Below are 16,293 nucleotides of genomic sequence, written 5' to 3'. Positions count from 1 at the left end.
TCAGGTGCGCATACCGTTCTTCGGAAAACGCACCGACCTGCACGCGCAAGGTCCGCACAAACAGGTTTGGTGGTAAGCTCGCCGACCATGAATACCTACGCCTCCCGCCCCGTTGTCCTCTGTCTCTCCGGCCACGACCCCAGTGGCGGCGCCGGCTTGCAGGCAGATATCGAAGCCCTGCTTGCACAAGGCTGTCATGCCGCGCCCGCGGTGACCGCCCTGACCGTGCAGGATACCGTCAATGTCTCCGACTTCCGCGTGCTCGACCGTGAGTGGGTGCTGGCCCAGGCCAATGCCGTGCTCACCGACTCCACGGTGGCCGCGGTCAAGCTGGGCATGCTCGGCTCGATCGACATGGTCGATACCGTGGCCGAGCTGCTGGCTGCGCACCCGCACCTGCCGTTGGTGTGCGACCCGGTGCTGCGCGCAGGCGGCGGCGGCCGGCTGGGCAAGGACGAAGTAGGCTACGCCCTGCGTGAACGCCTGTTGCCGCTGGCGACCATCACCACGCCGAACCTGCCCGAAGCCCGCATTCTCGCCGAGCTGCCCGACGGCAGCGCCGACGAGTGCGCTGCCAGGCTGCTGGAGTTCTGCGAGCACGTGCTGATCACGGGGGGACACGGCGACGAGGTGGAAATCCACAACCGTCTGTACAGCCGCGACGGTCACCGCAGCACCTCGACCTGCCAACGCCTGCCGGGCAGCTACCACGGATCGGGCTGCACCCTGGCCAGCGCCCTGGCGGGCCGACTGGCCCTGGGCGAGCACCTGGAAAGCGCCGTGCGCACGGCCCTGGACTACACCTGGCGCACCCTGCGCGATGCGGAGCAGTTGGGACGAGGCCAGTTCGTGCCTCGGCGCCTGCCCCTGGATTTCTGCTCCTGACTCGAGGTGCTCATGACGCTACGCGGCCTGTATGCCATCACCGACAGCCAATTGCTGGCCGGCCGATTCCTGTCTCATGTGGAGGCAGCGCTCGAAGGGGGCGTATGCCTTCTGCAGTACCGTGACAAAAACGACGACGCCGCGCGGCGCTTGAGAGAAGCCCAGGCGCTCCAGCAATTGTGCGAGCGCTACGGCACCCAGCTGATCATCAACGACGATGCCGAACTGGCCAGGCACCTGGGCGTGGGCGTCCACCTGGGGCAAACCGACGGGCCGCTGACCCCTGCACGCGCCCTGCTGGGCAGCGCGGCGATCATTGGCTCGACCTGCCATGCCAGCCTGGACCTGGCCGCCCAGGCAGCCCGCGAAGGCGCCAGCTACGTCGCCTTCGGCCGCTTTTTCACCTCCAGCACCAAACCCGGCGCCCCGGCTGCCGACGTCCGTCTTCTGGCGCAGGCGCGCGCCCAGGTGAACCTGCCGATCGCCGCCATCGGCGGGGTCACCCTCGACAATGCCGCAGCACTGGTGCACCACGGTGCCGACCTGCTGGCGGTGATCCACGGCTTGTTCGGTGCCGACAGCGCGCAGGAAGTCACCCGCCGCGCCCGCGCCTTCAACGCCTTGTTCGCATCCTGATTCGAGAGAATTTCCATGTCCCGTTCCGAAGCACTTTTCGCCCAAGCCCAGAAGCACATCCCCGGTGGTGTCAACTCGCCCGTGCGCGCGTTCAAGAGCGTGGGCGGCACGCCTTTGTTCTTCAAGCATGCCGAGGGTGCCTACGTCGTCGACGAAGATGACAAGCGCTACGTCGACTACGTGGGTTCCTGGGGCCCGATGATCCTGGGCCATGGGCACCCTGACGTGCTGGACTCGGTACGTCGCCAGCTGGAACACGGGCTGTCCTATGGTGCCCCGACCGCCATGGAAACCGAAATGGCAGACCTGGTGTGCTCGCTGGTGCCTTCCATGGAAATGGTGCGCATGGTCAGCTCGGGTACCGAGGCGACCATGAGCGCCATCCGCCTGGCCCGTGGCTACACCGGCCGTGACGCGATCATCAAGTTCGAGGGCTGCTATCACGGCCACTCCGACAGCCTGTTGGTCAAGGCCGGCTCCGGCCTGCTGACCCAAGGCGTGCCCAGCTCGGCCGGCGTGCCGGCCGACTTCGCCAAGCACACCCTGACCCTGCCCTTCAACGACATCGCCGCCGTCGAGAAGACGCTGGCCGAAGTGGGCCAGACCGTGGCCTGCATCATCGTCGAGCCGGTTGCCGGCAACATGAACTGCGTACCGCCGGCGCCGGGCTTCCTTGAAGGCCTGCGCGAGCAGTGCGACAAGCATGGCGTGGTGTTGATCTTCGATGAGGTGATGACCGGTTTCCGGGTTTCGCTGGGCGGCGCGCAGGCGCACTACGGCATCATCCCCGACTTGTCCACCTTCGGCAAGATCGTCGGCGGCGGCATGCCGGTCGGCTGCTTTGGCGGCAAGCGCGAAATCATGGGCTGCATCGCCCCGCTGGGTCCGGTCTACCAGGCGGGTACGCTGTCGGGCAACCCGCTGGCCATGGCCGCCGGCCTGACCACGCTCAAGCTGATCAGTCGTCCAGGCTTCCACGCCGAGCTGACCGACTACACCAGCCGCATGCTCGACGGCCTGCAACAGCGCGCCGACGCTGCCGGCGTGCCGTTCGTGACCACGCAGGCTGGCGGTATGTTCGGCCTGTACTTCAGCGGGGCCGACGACATCGTCACCTTCGATGACGTAATGGCCAGTGACGCCAGTCGCTTCAAGCAGTTCTTCCACCTGATGCTCGACGGTGGCGTGTACCTGGCGCCGAGCGCGTTCGAAGCTGGCTTCACCTCGATCGCTCATGGCGACAACGAGCTGCAGATCACCCTGGATGCCGCTGAAAAGGCCTTCGCAGCCCTGAAGTAACCCGGCGCTTACCCACCGTGATCGCCGGTAGAACCCGCTATCACGGTGGTTGTACCGGCCATCGCCAGGGGCGTACGCCGTGTGAACGGGCGCACGTTCGATGAGGCCATACGGCTAACGAAGGACTCTTGCCATCAGCCTGTTTCGCCACGCCGACATAAATTCGAGTAAAACTTTGTAAGGTTGGCGCTGCTTATCCCATAATGTGCCACCAGAGACATTGGCCGCAGCTTTGCAGAGGTAAGTCGATCCCCATGAACCGCACCGGCCGCGCCCTCACCCTGGGCTGCCTGTTGCTTCTCCAGCCCCTGCTGGCCCTGGCGGAGGGCGGTAACTCGTTGCTCATCCCGACGACGGGTCGCTGCACCTTGAACGTGCAGCCGCAGGACCTGGCAAGCGCACTCAAGAGCTGTGAACAGGTGGCCGATGCCGGCGATGCCCAGGCACAGTTCGAGCTGGGCGAGTACTTCTATGCGCAAGCGCCAAAGAACCTCAACAAGGCACTGGACTGGTACCAGAAAGCGTCCCTGCAAGGCCACGCCGAGGCCCAGTACCGCCTAGGGTCGATGTTTTTCCGCGGCGAAGGGGTCAAGGCCAACAACGTGCAGGCCTACATTCTCTTGAAGATGGCGGCAGTCAACGGCGCTGAAGATGCTCTGGACATGGCAGATGAAGTGACAGAGCAGATGCCCAGGGACGACCTGGAGCATGCGACGCAGGTGCTCGGCCAGATCTTCCGCAAGTACCTGCTGGAGCTGCAGAACGCCGAGGGACGCTCGCCGTTCTCCCCGCTGCCCTAGGCTCTGTGTGAAAAGTCTTGAGACGAAGGTCAGACAAGGCGAAAACGGCCGAGGAAGCGGTGTTTACGGGTTGTAAATGAGCATTCCGACCGGGCTGGCGCTCCAGGCTGTTTTCAATCACCGAGTATCAAGGCTTTTCACGCAGAGCCTGGGCGTTGCTGGGCATAACGCCGTTGAACCCATCAGGACTTTCGCCACTGCCATTCAAGGGTTATTCTTGAGTTCACACTCATTGCCGTCGGGCGGCTATAAACGACCTTGAACGCACCCATCGAACCCCATCGTTTCATCCTCGAACCTTTCGAGGCCCACCGTTTCGCCAACTTGTGTGGCCAATTCGACGAGCACCTGCGCTTGATCGAACAGCGCCTGGCCATCGAGATCCGCAACCGCGGCAATCAGTTCGAACTGATCGGCGAATCCAAGACCACCCATGCTGCCGAGCAACTGCTGCGCCGTCTCTACCGTGAGACCCAGGCCACCGAGCTGTCGCCGGAAACCGTGCACCTGTACCTTCAGGAATCGGCCGTCGAGCACATCGACAACCCGGCGGTAAACGAGGTCAGCGTCTCGCTGCGCACGCGCAAGGGCAATATCCGACCACGGGGCGCCAACCAGCAGCGCTACGTCAAGGAGATCCTGGCCAACGACATCAACTTCGGCATCGGCCCGGCCGGTACCGGCAAGACATACCTGGCCGTGGCCTGTGCCGTCGACGCGCTGGAACGTGAACAGGTTCGCCGTATCCTGCTGGTGCGCCCGGCCGTTGAAGCTGGCGAGAAGCTCGGGTTCCTGCCGGGCGACCTTGCTCAGAAGATCGACCCTTATCTGCGCCCGCTTTACGACGCCCTTTATGAAATGCTGGGTTTCGAGCACGTGGCCAAGCTGATCGAACGCCAGGTCATCGAAATTGCGCCGCTTGCCTACATGCGCGGTCGCACCCTGAACAACAGCTTCATCATTCTCGACGAAAGCCAGAACACCACGCTCGAGCAGATGAAGATGTTCCTCACCCGCATCGGCTTTGGCTCCACGGCGGTGATCACCGGCGACATCACCCAGGTCGACCTGCCCCGGGGCACCAAGTCGGGTCTGGCGCATGTGATCGAGGTGCTACGGGACGTGCCGGGTATCAGTTTCACCCACTTCCAGCCCAAGGACGTGGTACGTCACCCCTTGGTGCAGCGTATCGTCGAGGCCTATGACCGCTTCGAAGCCCGCCAAGCCACCCCCGAGGCACCCGGCAAAAATGCTTGAACTGGACATACAACGGGCGACCCAGGCGCTCGCCCCGATTGATGCCGACTTTCGCCGCTGGTGCGAGCTGGCCTTGCAGCAACGCAAGGCCGACTCGGAGATGACCATTCGTCTTGTCGACGAAGCGGAAGCACGCGAGCTCAATCACACGTATCGGCACAAGGACTACGCGACCAACGTGTTGTCCTTCCCGGCCGACGTGCCAGATGAGCTGCTCGATATTCCCTTGCTGGGCGACCTGGTGATCTGCGTCGCGGTGGTTGAACGCGAGGCGGCCGAGCAAGGCAAGTCGCTGGAGGCGCACTGGGCACATCTGGTCATTCATGGCTGCCTGCATCTGCTTGGCTACGACCACATCGAGGATGAGGAAGCCGAGGAAATGGAAAGCCTGGAACGAGAATTGCTGGCGCAACTGGGTCACCCGGACCCATACGCCGATGACGAAACCGAATCAACCCCACACTGATAGACCAAGGATCACGAGAACCGCCATGAGCGAAGATCGATCGAGCAACGGGCAGAAGTCCTGGCTGGGTAAACTGACCCAGGCTTTTGCCCATGAGCCGAAAAACCGCCAGGAGCTCCTGGAGCTGCTGCGCGAAGCACATCAGAACAAGCTGCTCGACAGCGAGGCGCTGACCATCGTCGAAGGGGCCATCCAGGTGGCGGACCTTCAGGTGCGTGACATCATGGTGCCACGCTCGCAGATGAACAGCATCAAGGCCGGCCAGTCACCACGCGAGTTCCTGCCGGCGGTGATCGACGCAGCGCACTCGCGCTACCCGGTAATCGGCGAAAGCCATGACGATGTGCTCGGTGTCCTGCTCGCCAAGGACCTGCTGCCGCTGATTCTCAAGGAGAACGGCGACAACTTCGACATCAAGACGCTGCTGCGCCCGGCCACGTTCGTGCCCGAGTCCAAGCGCCTGAACGTGCTGCTGCGCGAGTTTCGCGCCAACCACAACCACATGGCCATCGTCATCGATGAATACGGCGGCGTGGCTGGCCTGGTGACCATCGAGGATGTGCTCGAACAGATCGTCGGCGATATCGAAGACGAACATGACGTCGAAGAGGACAGCTATATCAAGCCGCTGCCTAACGGCGACTTCCTGGTCAAGGCACTGACGCCGATCGAGCACTTCAACGAGTCCTTCGACAGCGCGTTCTCCGACGATGAGTTCGACACCGTCGGCGGTTTGGTGATGAGTGCGTTCGGCCATTTGCCCAAGCGCAACGAAACCACCGAAATCGGTGCGTACAAGTTCCGCGTGCTCAACGCCGACAGCCGCCGGATACACCTGCTGCGCCTGACCCCGATCAACCGTTAAGGAACGACATGCGCTGGATCACCCGCCCCGGCTGGCCCGGTAACCTGCTGGCCTTGGCAGCCGGCGCTTCTACCCTCCTGGCCCTGGCGCCATTCGATCTGTGGCCACTGGCGCTGCTGTCCATCGCCATGCTCTACCTGGGCCTGCGCGAGCTTGGCCCGCGCCAGGCCCTGTGGCGTGGCTGGTGGTTCGGCTTTGGCCTTTACGGCGCCGGCACCTGGTGGATCTACGTCAGCATGACCAACTACGGCGGCGCCTCGCCGCTGTTGGCCATTGCGCTGCTGGTCGCGTTCTTTGCGGCCCTGGCCTGGTTCTTCGCGCTGCCCACCTGGTTGTGGGCGCGCTGGTTGCGGCGCAGCGAGGCGCCCCTGGCCGATGCGCTGGGCTTTGCTGCCCTATGGGTGGCGCAAGAGGCGTTCCGCGGCTGGTTCCTCACCGGCTTCCCGTGGTTGTACGCAGGCTACAGCCAACTGGACGGCCCGCTGGCCGGCCTGGCGCCTCTGGGTGGGGTGTGGCTGGTGTCGTTTGCGTTGGCCCTGACGGCTGCGCTGCTGTGCAACCTCAACCGTTTGCGTGCCCGCCCGGGCTTTCTTGCCATCGCCTGCGTGCTGCTGCTCACCCCCTGGGCAGTGGGGTTGGCGCTCAAAGGGCATGCCTGGACCACCCCCGCAGGCGAGCCGCTCAAGGTCGCTGCCATTCAGGGCAACGTCGAACAGGACGTGAAGTGGGACCCGGCGCATATCGACGCCCAGCTGGCCCTGTACCGCGACCTGAGTTTCAGTTCAAAGCCTGCCGACTTGCTGATCTGGCCGGAAACCGCGGTACCTGTGCTCAAGGACCAGGCCCAAGGCTACATCGACGTCATGGGCCGCTTCGCCGCAGAGCGGCATTCAGCCCTGATCACTGGCGTGCCGGTTCGCGAGGTGGTGCACCGTCAGCGTCGTTACTTCAACGGCATCACCGTCACGGGCGAAGGGGACGGCACCTACCTCAAGCAGAAGCTGGTGCCCTTTGGCGAATATGTCCCGCTGCAAGACATGCTGCGAGGGCTGATCGAGTTCTTCAACCTGCCCATGTCGGATTTCGCCCGGGGCCCTGAGGACCAACCGCTGCTCCAGGCCAAGGGTTATCAGATCGCGCCTTACATCTGCTACGAGGTGGTCTACCCCGAGTTTGCCGCCGGCCTGGCAGCACGCAGCGACTTGCTGCTGACCATCAGCAACGATACCTGGTTCGGCACTTCCATAGGCCCGCTGCAGCACTTGCAGATGGCTCAGATGCGTGCGCTTGAAGCCGGTCGCTGGATGATCCGCGCCACCAACAATGGCGTGACGGCCTTGATCGACCCGTTCGGGCGCATCACGACCCAGGTACCTCAGTTCCAGCAGGCGGTGATGTACGGCGAGGTCGTGCCGATGCAGCAGCTGACGCCTTATCTGCAATGGCGTTCGTGGCCGCTTGCGATCCTGTGTGGGTTGCTGCTGGCCTGGGCGTTGATGGCCGGGCGTGTGGCCAGGGCCGTGTGATGCGGCCTTGCAGTTGACGTTGCAAGGGGCTGCTTCGCAGCCCCCCTTCAGTAGAACAACCGATACCCCACCAGCCCTGCCACCTCGTTGAGCAACTGCCCGCTCTGCCACATCGCCCGGCTTTCCGGCAGCCAACCTCCGAATGGCCGCGCGGGATCACGGCCGAGGAAACCGACCGGCGCGGGTACCACCTCGAAACCTGCCTGCTCGAAGCTCCAGCGCGAGCGCTGCATGTGCCAGGCCTGGGTCACTACCACGACGCGGCGTATCCCCAACGGCTGAAGCACGCTCGCCGAGTACTGGGCATTTTCCCAAGTGGTGCGGCTGGCCTGCTCCAACCACGTCACCTCAACGTCGAAGTCCTCATGCAGGCTGTCAGCCATCAGCTGCGCCTCGCTGGGCGGTGTGCCGTAGTGCAGCCCGCCGCTGGTCAGCACCGGTAGCCCGGACGCCTTGGCCAGGCGAGCGGCAAGGCGCAGCCGTTCCAGGGCCGTGGGCGTCGGCTGGTCGACACCCGCCCAGGCAGGGTCGCCCCGTTCACGCCCTGCGCCCAGCACGACGATGGCATCGGCCCGACGCTTGAGGCCAGCCCAGTCCTGCCCGGCTAACGCAGGCTCGGTTTCCAGCGCTTCTGCCAGGTACTGCACGGCCACGGGCAAGCTGGTCATCCACAGCCCGCCCAGCCCTGCCACAAAGCACACAGCGGCCAGCCGGGGGCGACGCCTTCGCAACCACCAGGCTGCAAGCAGCAGCAGAAACAGCACACCGGGGGGTAACAACCATTGCTTGATGAAATAGCGGATGGGCATGCACACCTCCTTCGAAGGTGTGCAGACTAAAAGCATCGGCGCCGGCCAACAACATGGCCGGCGTCGATCAAGGTCGGATAAATGTGCAAACCCTGGACATGCGCCGCGCAACCCCTAGCGGCGGGAGGCCTTGCGTGTGCGTGGCGTGCGCACGGTGCGCTTGATGTCCTTGAGCCAGATGATCCTGGCCGACGCAGGCTCAGCCTGCGGCCTAGGGCATGCCGCCTCGTTAGCGCGCTTCTGGAAAGTATCCAGATACGCCTTGATCACATCGAACTCGGCGCGGCTCAAGCCACGCAATTCCAACTCGGTCAGCGCCTCGTCCCGAAGCCGCATGGACGTTCTGGCCGTATCCAGGGCAAGGCCCAGCCTATCGATCAGGCGCTCATAGAGTTCTGGTTTTACTGCGGGTAGCTGCGACTCTCCCATTCGTTCACCTCATTGAAGATAACGATTATCTCCCCCACCCCAGAGCTTAGCGTCGTTGCGAAAAGCAGCCCGGCGCTGCGACCAGCGGCCATTCGCAACGAACGTTTCCCACGATGCGCGGCGCTGCTGTATGCTACGGCGTTCACTCCCGATGACACCGGAGTGCCGGACGCAGCGAGGTTCGCTGCCTGGAAAGGTCTCCTCTCTCTCAGCCAAAAGTAGCCATGCACGAACAATACACGCCCCGTGATATCGAAGCCGCCGCCCAGACGTTCTGGGACGAGCAACAATCGTTCGCTGTTACCGAACAGCCAGGCAAGGACACGTACTACTGCCTGTCGATGTTCCCGTACCCGAGCGGCAAGCTACACATGGGCCACGTGCGCAACTACACCATCGGCGACGTGATTGCCCGCTATCAGCGCATGCTGGGCAAGAACGTCCTGCAGCCGATGGGCTGGGATGCCTTCGGCATGCCCGCCGAAAACGCGGCGATGAAGAACAACGTCGCCCCGGCCAAGTGGACCTACGAAAACATCGACTACATGAAGACCCAGCTCAAGAGCCTGGGCCTTGCCATCGACTGGGCCCGCGAGGTCACCACCTGCAAGCCCGACTACTACCGTTGGGAGCAGTGGCTGTTCACCCGCCTGTTCGAGAAGGGCATCATCTATCGCAAGAACGGCACCGTTAACTGGGACCCGGCTGACCAGACCGTGCTGGCCAACGAACAGGTCATCGACGGGCGCGGCTGGCGCTCCGGCGCGCTGATTGAAAAGCGCGAAATCCCGATGTACTACTTCCGCATCACCGACTATGCCGATGAGCTGCTGGAAAGCCTCGACGAGCTGCCGGGCTGGCCTGAACAGGTCAAGACCATGCAGCGCAACTGGATCGGCAAGTCCCGCGGCATGGAAGTGCAGTTCCCGTACGATCAGGCCAGCATTGGCCACACCGGCACGCTGAAAGTCTTCACCACTCGCCCGGACACGTTGATGGGCGCCACCTACGTGGCGGTCGCCGCCGAGCACCCGCTGGCCACCCAGGCGGCCCAGGGCAACCCGGCGCTGCAGGCCTTCATCGACGAGTGCAAGGGCGGCAGCGTGGCCGAAGCGGACATGGCCACCCAGGAAAAGAAAGGCATGGCCACGTCCTTGCTGGTCGAGCACCCGCTCACCGGTGAGAAACTGCCGGTCTGGGTCGCCAACTACGTGCTGATGCACTACGGCGACGGTGCCGTCATGGCCGTGCCAGCCCACGACGAACGCGATTTCGAGTTCGCCCGCAAGTACGACCTGCCGATCAAGGCCGTGGTGCGTACCAGTGCAGGTGACGAAGTGGGCGCAGAGTGGCAGGCCGCCTATGGCGAGCATGGCCAGCTGATCAACTCCGGCGAGTTCGACGGCCTGGATTTCGCCGGCGCCTTCGACGCCATCGAAGCGGCGCTGGTGCGCAAAGACCTGGGCAAGTCCCGCACCCAGTTCCGCCTGCGCGACTGGGGCATCAGCCGTCAGCGTTACTGGGGCTGCCCGATTCCGATCATCCACTGCCCGTCCTGCGGCGATGTGCCGGTGCCGGAAGACCAACTGCCGGTTACCCTGCCTGAAAACGTGGTGCCGGACGGTGCAGGCTCGCCGCTGGCACGCATGCCCGAATTCTACGAATGCAGCTGCCCCAAGTGCGGCACTGCGGCCAAACGCGAAACCGACACGATGGACACCTTCGTCGAGTCCTCGTGGTACTTCGCGCGCTATGCCTCGCCCAACTACGAAGGCGGCATGGTAGACCCCAAAGCGGCCAACCACTGGCTGCCGGTCGACCAGTACATCGGCGGCATCGAACACGCCATCCTGCACCTGCTGTATGCGCGTTTCTTCCACAAGCTGATGCGTGACGAAGGCCTGGTCACTTCGAACGAACCGTTCAAGAACCTGCTGACCCAGGGCATGGTCGTGGCCGAAACCTACTACCGGGTCGCCAGCAACGGCGGCAAGGACTGGTTCAACCCCGCCGATGTCGAAGTCGAGCGCGACGCCAAGGCCAAGATCGTCGGCGCACGCCTGAAGACCGATGGCCTGCCGGTTGAAATCGGCGGCACCGAGAAGATGTCCAAGTCCAAGAACAACGGCGTCGATCCCCAGTCGATGATCGAGCAGTACGGCGCCGATACCTGCCGCCTGTTCATGATGTTCGCCTCGCCGCCCGACATGAGCCTGGAGTGGTCCGACTCCGGCGTAGAGGGCGCCAGCCGCTTCCTGCGCCGCGTCTGGCGCCTGGCCCAGGCCCACGTCGCCCAAGGCCTGCCTGGCAAGCTGGAGGTTGCGACCCTGGATGACGCGCAGAAAGTGATCCGCCGCGCCATCCACACTGCCATCAAGCAAGCCAGTACCGATGTAGGCCAGTACCACAAGTTCAACACCGCCATCGCCCAGGTGATGACCGTGATGAACGTGCTGGAAAAAGCGCCGCAGGCCACTGCGCAAGACCGTGCCCTGCTGCACGAAGGCCTCGAAGCCGTCACCCTGCTGCTGGCTCCGATCACGCCGCACATCTCCCACGAGCTGTGGAAGCAACTGGGCCATGACCAGGCCGTCATTGATGCCGCCTGGCCTGCAGTGGATAAAACTGCGCTGGTACAGGACACCGTGACCCTGGTGGTGCAAGTCAATGGCAAGCTGCGTGGCCAGATCGAGATGCCGGCCGCAGCCAGCCGTGAAGAAGTCGAAGCCGCCGCGCGCAGCAACGAGAATGTCCTGCGCTTCATCGATGGCCTGGCCATCCGCAAGGTCATCGTGGTGCCGGGCAAACTGGTCAATATCGTCGCCAACTGATGGCAACGCCCGTTCGCAGGCTCTGCGCACGGGCGGAACAGGCTCACGAGGGAGCAACAACATGATCAAACGCAATCTGCTGGTAGTCGGCCTGGCGGTCATGCTCAGCGCCTGCGGGTTCCAGCTGCGCGGCACGGGCACCAGCGAACTGAGCGTCAAGGAGATGGACGTCAGCGCACGCAATGCCTACGGCCCGACCGTGGTTCAACTGCGCGAAGTGCTCGAGCGCAGCGGCGTGAACGTTCACGCAGGCGCACCGTACCGCCTGGTGCTGACCAACGAACAGGAGCGCCAGCGCGCCGTTACCTACAACAGCGGCAACCGCACGGCAGAATTCGAGCTGACCACCGAGCTGGACTATAGCATTCAGGGCCTGAACAACCTGGAGCTGACCAGCGACAAGGTCGAAGTGCGCAAGATCTATGTGCGCGACGCCTCGAATATCACCGGCTCCGAGCAGGATGCCAAGCGCGCCCGTGACGAGATGCGCCGCGACCTGGTCAATGCCATGATCGTGCGCCTGCAGAACCTCACCCCTGCCCAGCTCGATGAGCTGCAGCGCAAGGCCGATGAGCGTGCCAAGGCCGAAGCGGATGCGCTTGAAGCTGCGCGTCGCCAGCAGGCCGAGACACCTCAGCAGTCGCCACTGGAAGTGCCGGGCAACTGAGCCCGTGCAGGGCGCCGCCAGGCGCCCTGCCCCCCAATGCCATGAAACTCGCCCCCGCTCAACTCACCAAACACCTGCAAGGCTCGCTCGCGCCCGTCTACGTGGTCAGCGGCGATGATCCGTTGCTGTGCCAGGAAGCGGCCGACGCGATCCGCAGCGCCGCCCGCCAGCAAGGCTTCGACGAGCGCCAGGTGTTCAGTGCCGATGCCAACTTCGATTGGGGCACCCTGCTGCAAGCGGGTGCGAGCCTGTCGCTCTTCGCCCAGCGACGCCTGCTGGAACTGCGCCTGCCCTCGGGCAAGCCGGGTGACAAGGGTGCGGCTGCATTGCTGGAATACTGCGCCCACCCTGCCGAAGACACGCTGCTGCTGATCAGCTTGCCAAAGCTCGATGCCAGCGCGCAGAAGACCAAATGGGGCAAGGCACTGGTCGAGGGTGATCACTGCCAGTTCATCCAGATATGGCCCGTGGACGCGCATCAGCTGCCTCAGTGGATCAATCAGCGGCTGCAACAGGCAGGCCTGAGCGCCCAGCGTGATGCCGTGGACCTGATTGCTGCGCGCGTTGAGGGCAACTTGCTCGCTGCCGCGCAGGAAATCGAAAAGCTCAAGCTGCTGGCCGAGGGCAACGTCATCACCCTGGAAACCGTCCAGGCTGCGGTGGCGGACAGCGCGCGCTTTGACGTCTTCGGGCTGGTCGACGCCATTCTCAAGGGTGAAGCCGCCCATGCCTTGCGCATGCTCGAAGGCCTGCGCGGCGAAGGGGTGGAGCCGCCGGTGATTCTGTGGGCCCTGGCCCGTGAACTGCGGCAACTGGCGGGCCTGGCCCAACTGTTCAGTCAAGGCGTTCCCCTGGACAAGGCCTTCAGCCAGGCACGCCCGCCGATCTGGGACAAACGCCGCCCCCTGGTCAGCAAGGCCCTGCAGCGGTTACCTGCGCAACGCTGGCCACAGCTGCTGCAGGACGCTCAGCGTATCGACGCCCAGATCAAGGGCCAGGCACAGGGTTCACCCTGGACGGGCCTGGCGCGCCTGGCGCTGCTGATGGCCGGCCAGCGCCTGGCACTGCCTGCCCAATAGCCGGTGCCCTGCCTGTAGCGCACGCGCTTGTTGGCCACCGCCGGCACGCCACCTCATGAAACGGCCAGATCACGCTCACCCTATAAACAATCAATTGGCCTGACCCCGGCCAACCCTGCACAATGCAGCCTGCAATGTCCGAACACAGGAACCGCCTTCATGAGCAAAAAGCCGAACAAGCAAGGCCACAACAAGGCCAAGTCCATCGTCGCCCAGCCCCTGTTCCGTTGCCGTCAGGAACGACCGGAGAAAGGCAAGGGCAGCTACCGCCGCGAAGCCTTCCAATCGAGAGATTGGGAGGCTTCTTACTTTTTGGCGGCATGAAGGCATCCGTAGCGCAGGCATGATATGGTCATCACCTGACCTGCAGACCTGGACCTGTGCATGCTCTACCGTCTTTTTCCTCGCTGGGAAACCCGCCAGCTCGTTGCGGCCTCCAGCTTCATCCTGCTCGTTGCCTGTGCGGAAAAACCCACGGCAGCCGATGCATTGCCCCTCGCCCAGGCGCAGCCGGCCCCCGTCGTAAATGCACCTGGCAAGGCGCCAGACAGCAACCCAGATATCCAGCCGTCCCAAACCTTCGCCCAGTGGCAAGCAGGTTTCCGCCAGCAGGCCCTGCAAGCGGGCATTGCCCCCGACGTCTTCGACAAGGCGTTTCTCGACGTTACCCCCGACATGGACGTGATCAAGGCTGACCGAAGCCAGCCAGAATTCACCCGGCCAGTCTGGGAATACCTGGAAGGTGCCTTGTCGCCCCTGCGCGTACGCAACGGCAAAAGGCTGCTGGAGCAGAACGCCGAGCTGCTGACCCGTCTGGAACAGCGCTATGGCGTCGATCGCCAGATCCTGGTCGCGGTATGGGGCATGGAAAGCAACTTCGGCCAGTTCCAGGGCAGCAAGTCAGTGATCCGCTCCCTGGCCACCCTGGCCTATGAAGGGCGACGTCCACAGTTTGCGCAGGACCAGCTGATTGCCGCCCTGCAGATCATCCAGCACGGCGATATCCAAGCCGACGCGATGCGCGGCTCCTGGGCCGGCGCCATGGGCCAGACCCAATTCATCCCGACCACCTACAACACCCATGCCGTGGATTTCGACGGCGATGGCCGCCGCGATATCTGGAACAGCACGCCCGATGCCTTGGCCTCCACCGCACATTACCTGCAAAGCTCAGGCTGGAAGCGTGGCCAACCCTGGGGGTTCGAGGTGCAGGTACCGGCAGGCTTCGATTATTGGCAAGCTGACGGGACCTCGCGCAAGCCTATCGCCGAATGGTTGGCCATGGGCCTGACACTGCCTGCCGGTACGCAGTTGCCAGCCGGTAGCAATGAGCTGCCAGCCGCCCTGTTGCTGCCCGCTGGTGCGCGAGGCCCAGCATTTCTGGTTCTCGACAACTTCCGCGCCATTCTCAAGTACAACAACTCATCGGCCTACGCGCTGGCCGTCAGCCTCCTGAGCGATCGCTTCACCGGCTGGGGCTTCATCGCTGGCAGCTGGCCCAAGGACGACACGCCCCTGAGCCGCAGCGAGCGCATGGAGTTGCAGAACTTGCTCAATGCCAAGGGTTTTGATGCGGGTAACGCCGACGGGATCATTGGCGCCAACACCCGCAAGGCCATCCGTAACGCCCAACAGGGCCTGGGCTGGCCAGCCGATGGTTATCCGACGCACAAGCTCCTGGAGAGCCTACGGTAGCCGTAGGCTTACGCTTACTGGCGATGGTACGGGTCAGCTACCCCAGCAACGGTAATCGTCTGCCTGGGGTGGCCTTGGCGCCAGGCTCACGCCTGGAACAGCGCCTGCTCAAGCACCAGGCGCTGCCGTTCGCTGTCCAGCGTCACTCGGGCACCCAGCGGCAGGCAGATATTGGGCTCACAGTGTCCACTGCGCCACCCGGCCAGTACTGGTACGCCCAAGGGGCCGAACGTGTCGCGCAGCAGCGGTGCCAGCGCCGCCGCGGTAATGCCAGCGAAGTCCCCTACCAGCACACCCTTGATACCTTCCAGCTTGCCGGCCAGCCGTAACTGCGTCAGCAGACGATCGACCCGGTACAACGGCTCGTTCACATCTTCGATGAACAGGATGCAGCCCTGGGTATCCAGCTCTGCCAAGGTCCCCAGGGTCGCACCCAGCATCGACAGGTTCCCCCCCAGCAGCGGGCCACTGGCAAGGCCGGGGATGACGGTGTTCAAGGGGAACTGCGCCGGGTGTGTGATCGGGTCACCGGCTGCCAGGTGCCCGCTCAGCTGCGCCAACAGCGACGATTCGGTCGGTGCCTGCTTGCCACCCAACAGGTCGGCGTTGAGCATGGCCCCGTGGAAGCTGATCATCCCTGTATGGCGGTAGAGCGCCGCATGCAAGGCGGTGATATCGCTGTAGCCGATCAAGGGCTTGGGGTGGTTTTGCAACAGCTCGAAATCGAGCCTGTCCAGCAGGCGCATACTGCCGTAGCCGCCACGCATGCAAAGGACCGCGTCGATGGACGGGTCCCGGAAGGCGTCGTGCAGGTCCTGTAGTCGCTGCGCATCGGCGCCTGCCAGGTAGCCCTCGGCCTGGGTCGCACCCGGATAGACCCGGCAGCGGTAGCCGCGCTCGGCGAACCACCGGGTCGCCTTGTGCACATCCAGACGCGCGGGGCCTGCCGGGGCAACCACGGCAAAACAGGCATCGGGCGCAATGGCCTTGCGCAGTGGCAAGGCAGAAGGTTCAACGCACTTCATCGGGCAACTCCATACGGCTTGTCC

General features: G+C 63.9%; 16 protein-coding genes. 13 read left to right on the top strand and 3 right to left on the bottom strand.

All coding sequences use genetic code 11. The features are described from left to right. Positions 1 to 87 precede the first annotated feature (87 nt). The 8 genes from B2S33_RS19445 to lnt all read left to right on the top strand — a co-directional run bounded on the left by B2S33_RS19445 (position 88) and on the right by lnt (position 7,734). Positions 88 to 885, top strand: a complete 798-nt coding sequence (locus B2S33_RS19445; RefSeq protein WP_027915241.1) for a hydroxymethylpyrimidine/phosphomethylpyrimidine kinase — start codon at positions 88 to 90, stop codon at positions 883 to 885. Between the two features lie 12 nt (positions 886 to 897). Then, the gene (gene thiE, locus B2S33_RS19440) at positions 898 to 1,521 is read left to right on the top strand and encodes a thiamine phosphate synthase (protein WP_288650876.1); all 624 of its coding nucleotides are present in this window, start codon (positions 898 to 900) and stop codon (positions 1,519 to 1,521) included. A gap of 15 nt (positions 1,522 to 1,536) precedes the next feature. Beyond that, a complete protein-coding gene (gene hemL / locus B2S33_RS19435) occupies positions 1,537 to 2,820 on the top strand; it encodes a glutamate-1-semialdehyde 2,1-aminomutase (protein WP_288650875.1) in 1,284 nt (427 codons plus the stop codon). A gap of 254 nt (positions 2,821 to 3,074) precedes the next feature. Beyond that, positions 3,075 to 3,620, top strand: a complete 546-nt coding sequence (locus B2S33_RS19430) for a tetratricopeptide repeat protein (RefSeq protein WP_027915244.1) — start codon at positions 3,075 to 3,077, stop codon at positions 3,618 to 3,620. Positions 3,621 to 3,878: 258 nt separating this feature from the next. Continuing rightward, a complete protein-coding gene (locus B2S33_RS19425; protein ID WP_028687151.1) occupies positions 3,879 to 4,877 on the top strand; it encodes a PhoH family protein in 999 nt (332 codons plus the stop codon). Beyond that, complete coding sequence (ybeY, locus tag B2S33_RS19420; protein ID WP_027915246.1) at positions 4,870 to 5,343, top strand: rRNA maturation RNase YbeY; 474 nt, start codon at positions 4,870 to 4,872, stop codon at positions 5,341 to 5,343. Before B2S33_RS19425 ends, ybeY begins: the two co-directional genes overlap by 8 nt. A 25-nt stretch (positions 5,344 to 5,368) precedes the next feature. Then, entirely contained in the window at positions 5,369 to 6,208 is an 840-nt protein-coding gene (locus tag B2S33_RS19415; protein WP_023534628.1) for an HlyC/CorC family transporter, read from the top strand. Positions 6,209 to 6,216: 8 nt separating this feature from the next. Further along, a complete protein-coding gene (gene lnt / locus B2S33_RS19410; RefSeq protein ID WP_027915247.1) occupies positions 6,217 to 7,734 on the top strand; it encodes an apolipoprotein N-acyltransferase in 1,518 nt (505 codons plus the stop codon). A 47-nt stretch (positions 7,735 to 7,781) separates the two neighbouring features. Here lnt and B2S33_RS19405 read toward each other — a convergent pair whose 3' ends face one another. Both B2S33_RS19405 and B2S33_RS19400 read right to left on the bottom strand, forming a co-directional pair. Continuing rightward, a complete protein-coding gene (locus tag B2S33_RS19405; protein WP_088523397.1) occupies positions 7,782 to 8,543 on the bottom strand; it encodes a YdcF family protein in 762 nt (253 codons plus the stop codon). A 114-nt stretch (positions 8,544 to 8,657) separates the two neighbouring features. Further along, positions 8,658 to 8,972, bottom strand: coding sequence for a hypothetical protein (locus B2S33_RS19400; RefSeq protein ID WP_028687153.1), 315 nt, complete (start codon positions 8,970 to 8,972; stop codon positions 8,658 to 8,660). Between the two features lie 224 nt (positions 8,973 to 9,196). Between B2S33_RS19400 and leuS the strand changes: the two genes are divergently transcribed. The 5 genes from leuS (at position 9,197) to B2S33_RS19375 (ending at position 15,244) form a co-directional block, all read left to right on the top strand. Then, complete coding sequence (gene leuS / locus B2S33_RS19395) at positions 9,197 to 11,803, top strand: leucine--tRNA ligase (RefSeq protein ID WP_288650874.1); 2,607 nt, start codon at positions 9,197 to 9,199, stop codon at positions 11,801 to 11,803. Between the two features lie 61 nt (positions 11,804 to 11,864). Then, positions 11,865 to 12,470 carry an LPS assembly lipoprotein LptE gene (lptE, locus tag B2S33_RS19390; protein ID WP_027915251.1) on the top strand — a complete coding sequence of 202 codons (606 nt, stop codon included), beginning with the start codon at positions 11,865 to 11,867 and terminating at the stop codon, positions 12,468 to 12,470. Between the two features lie 41 nt (positions 12,471 to 12,511). Next, complete coding sequence (gene holA / locus B2S33_RS19385) at positions 12,512 to 13,549, top strand: DNA polymerase III subunit delta (protein ID WP_110607091.1); 1,038 nt, start codon at positions 12,512 to 12,514, stop codon at positions 13,547 to 13,549. A 159-nt stretch (positions 13,550 to 13,708) separates the two neighbouring features. After that, positions 13,709 to 13,873 (top strand): alternative ribosome rescue factor ArfA, encoded by a 165-nt coding sequence (arfA, locus tag B2S33_RS19380; protein ID WP_027915252.1) that lies wholly within the window; start codon positions 13,709 to 13,711, stop codon positions 13,871 to 13,873. A gap of 60 nt (positions 13,874 to 13,933) precedes the next feature. Continuing rightward, entirely contained in the window at positions 13,934 to 15,244 is a 1,311-nt protein-coding gene (locus B2S33_RS19375; RefSeq protein WP_028687156.1) for a lytic murein transglycosylase, read from the top strand. Positions 15,245 to 15,330: 86 nt separating this feature from the next. Here the strand turns inward: B2S33_RS19375 and B2S33_RS19370 are convergent, their stop codons facing one another. Next, the gene (locus tag B2S33_RS19370) at positions 15,331 to 16,269 is read right to left on the bottom strand and encodes a S66 peptidase family protein (RefSeq protein ID WP_110607092.1); all 939 of its coding nucleotides are present in this window, start codon (positions 16,267 to 16,269) and stop codon (positions 15,331 to 15,333) included. Positions 16,270 to 16,293: the final 24 nt, after the last annotated feature.

The organism is Pseudomonas sp. UBA5568 (genome assembly GCF_002425525.1).
In the GTDB taxonomy this organism is placed as follows: domain Bacteria; phylum Pseudomonadota; class Gammaproteobacteria; order Pseudomonadales; family Pseudomonadaceae; genus Aquipseudomonas; species Aquipseudomonas fulva.
The sequence above is the reverse complement of the archived record's forward strand: the minus strand, read 5'-3'. Positions and strand labels throughout refer to the sequence as shown.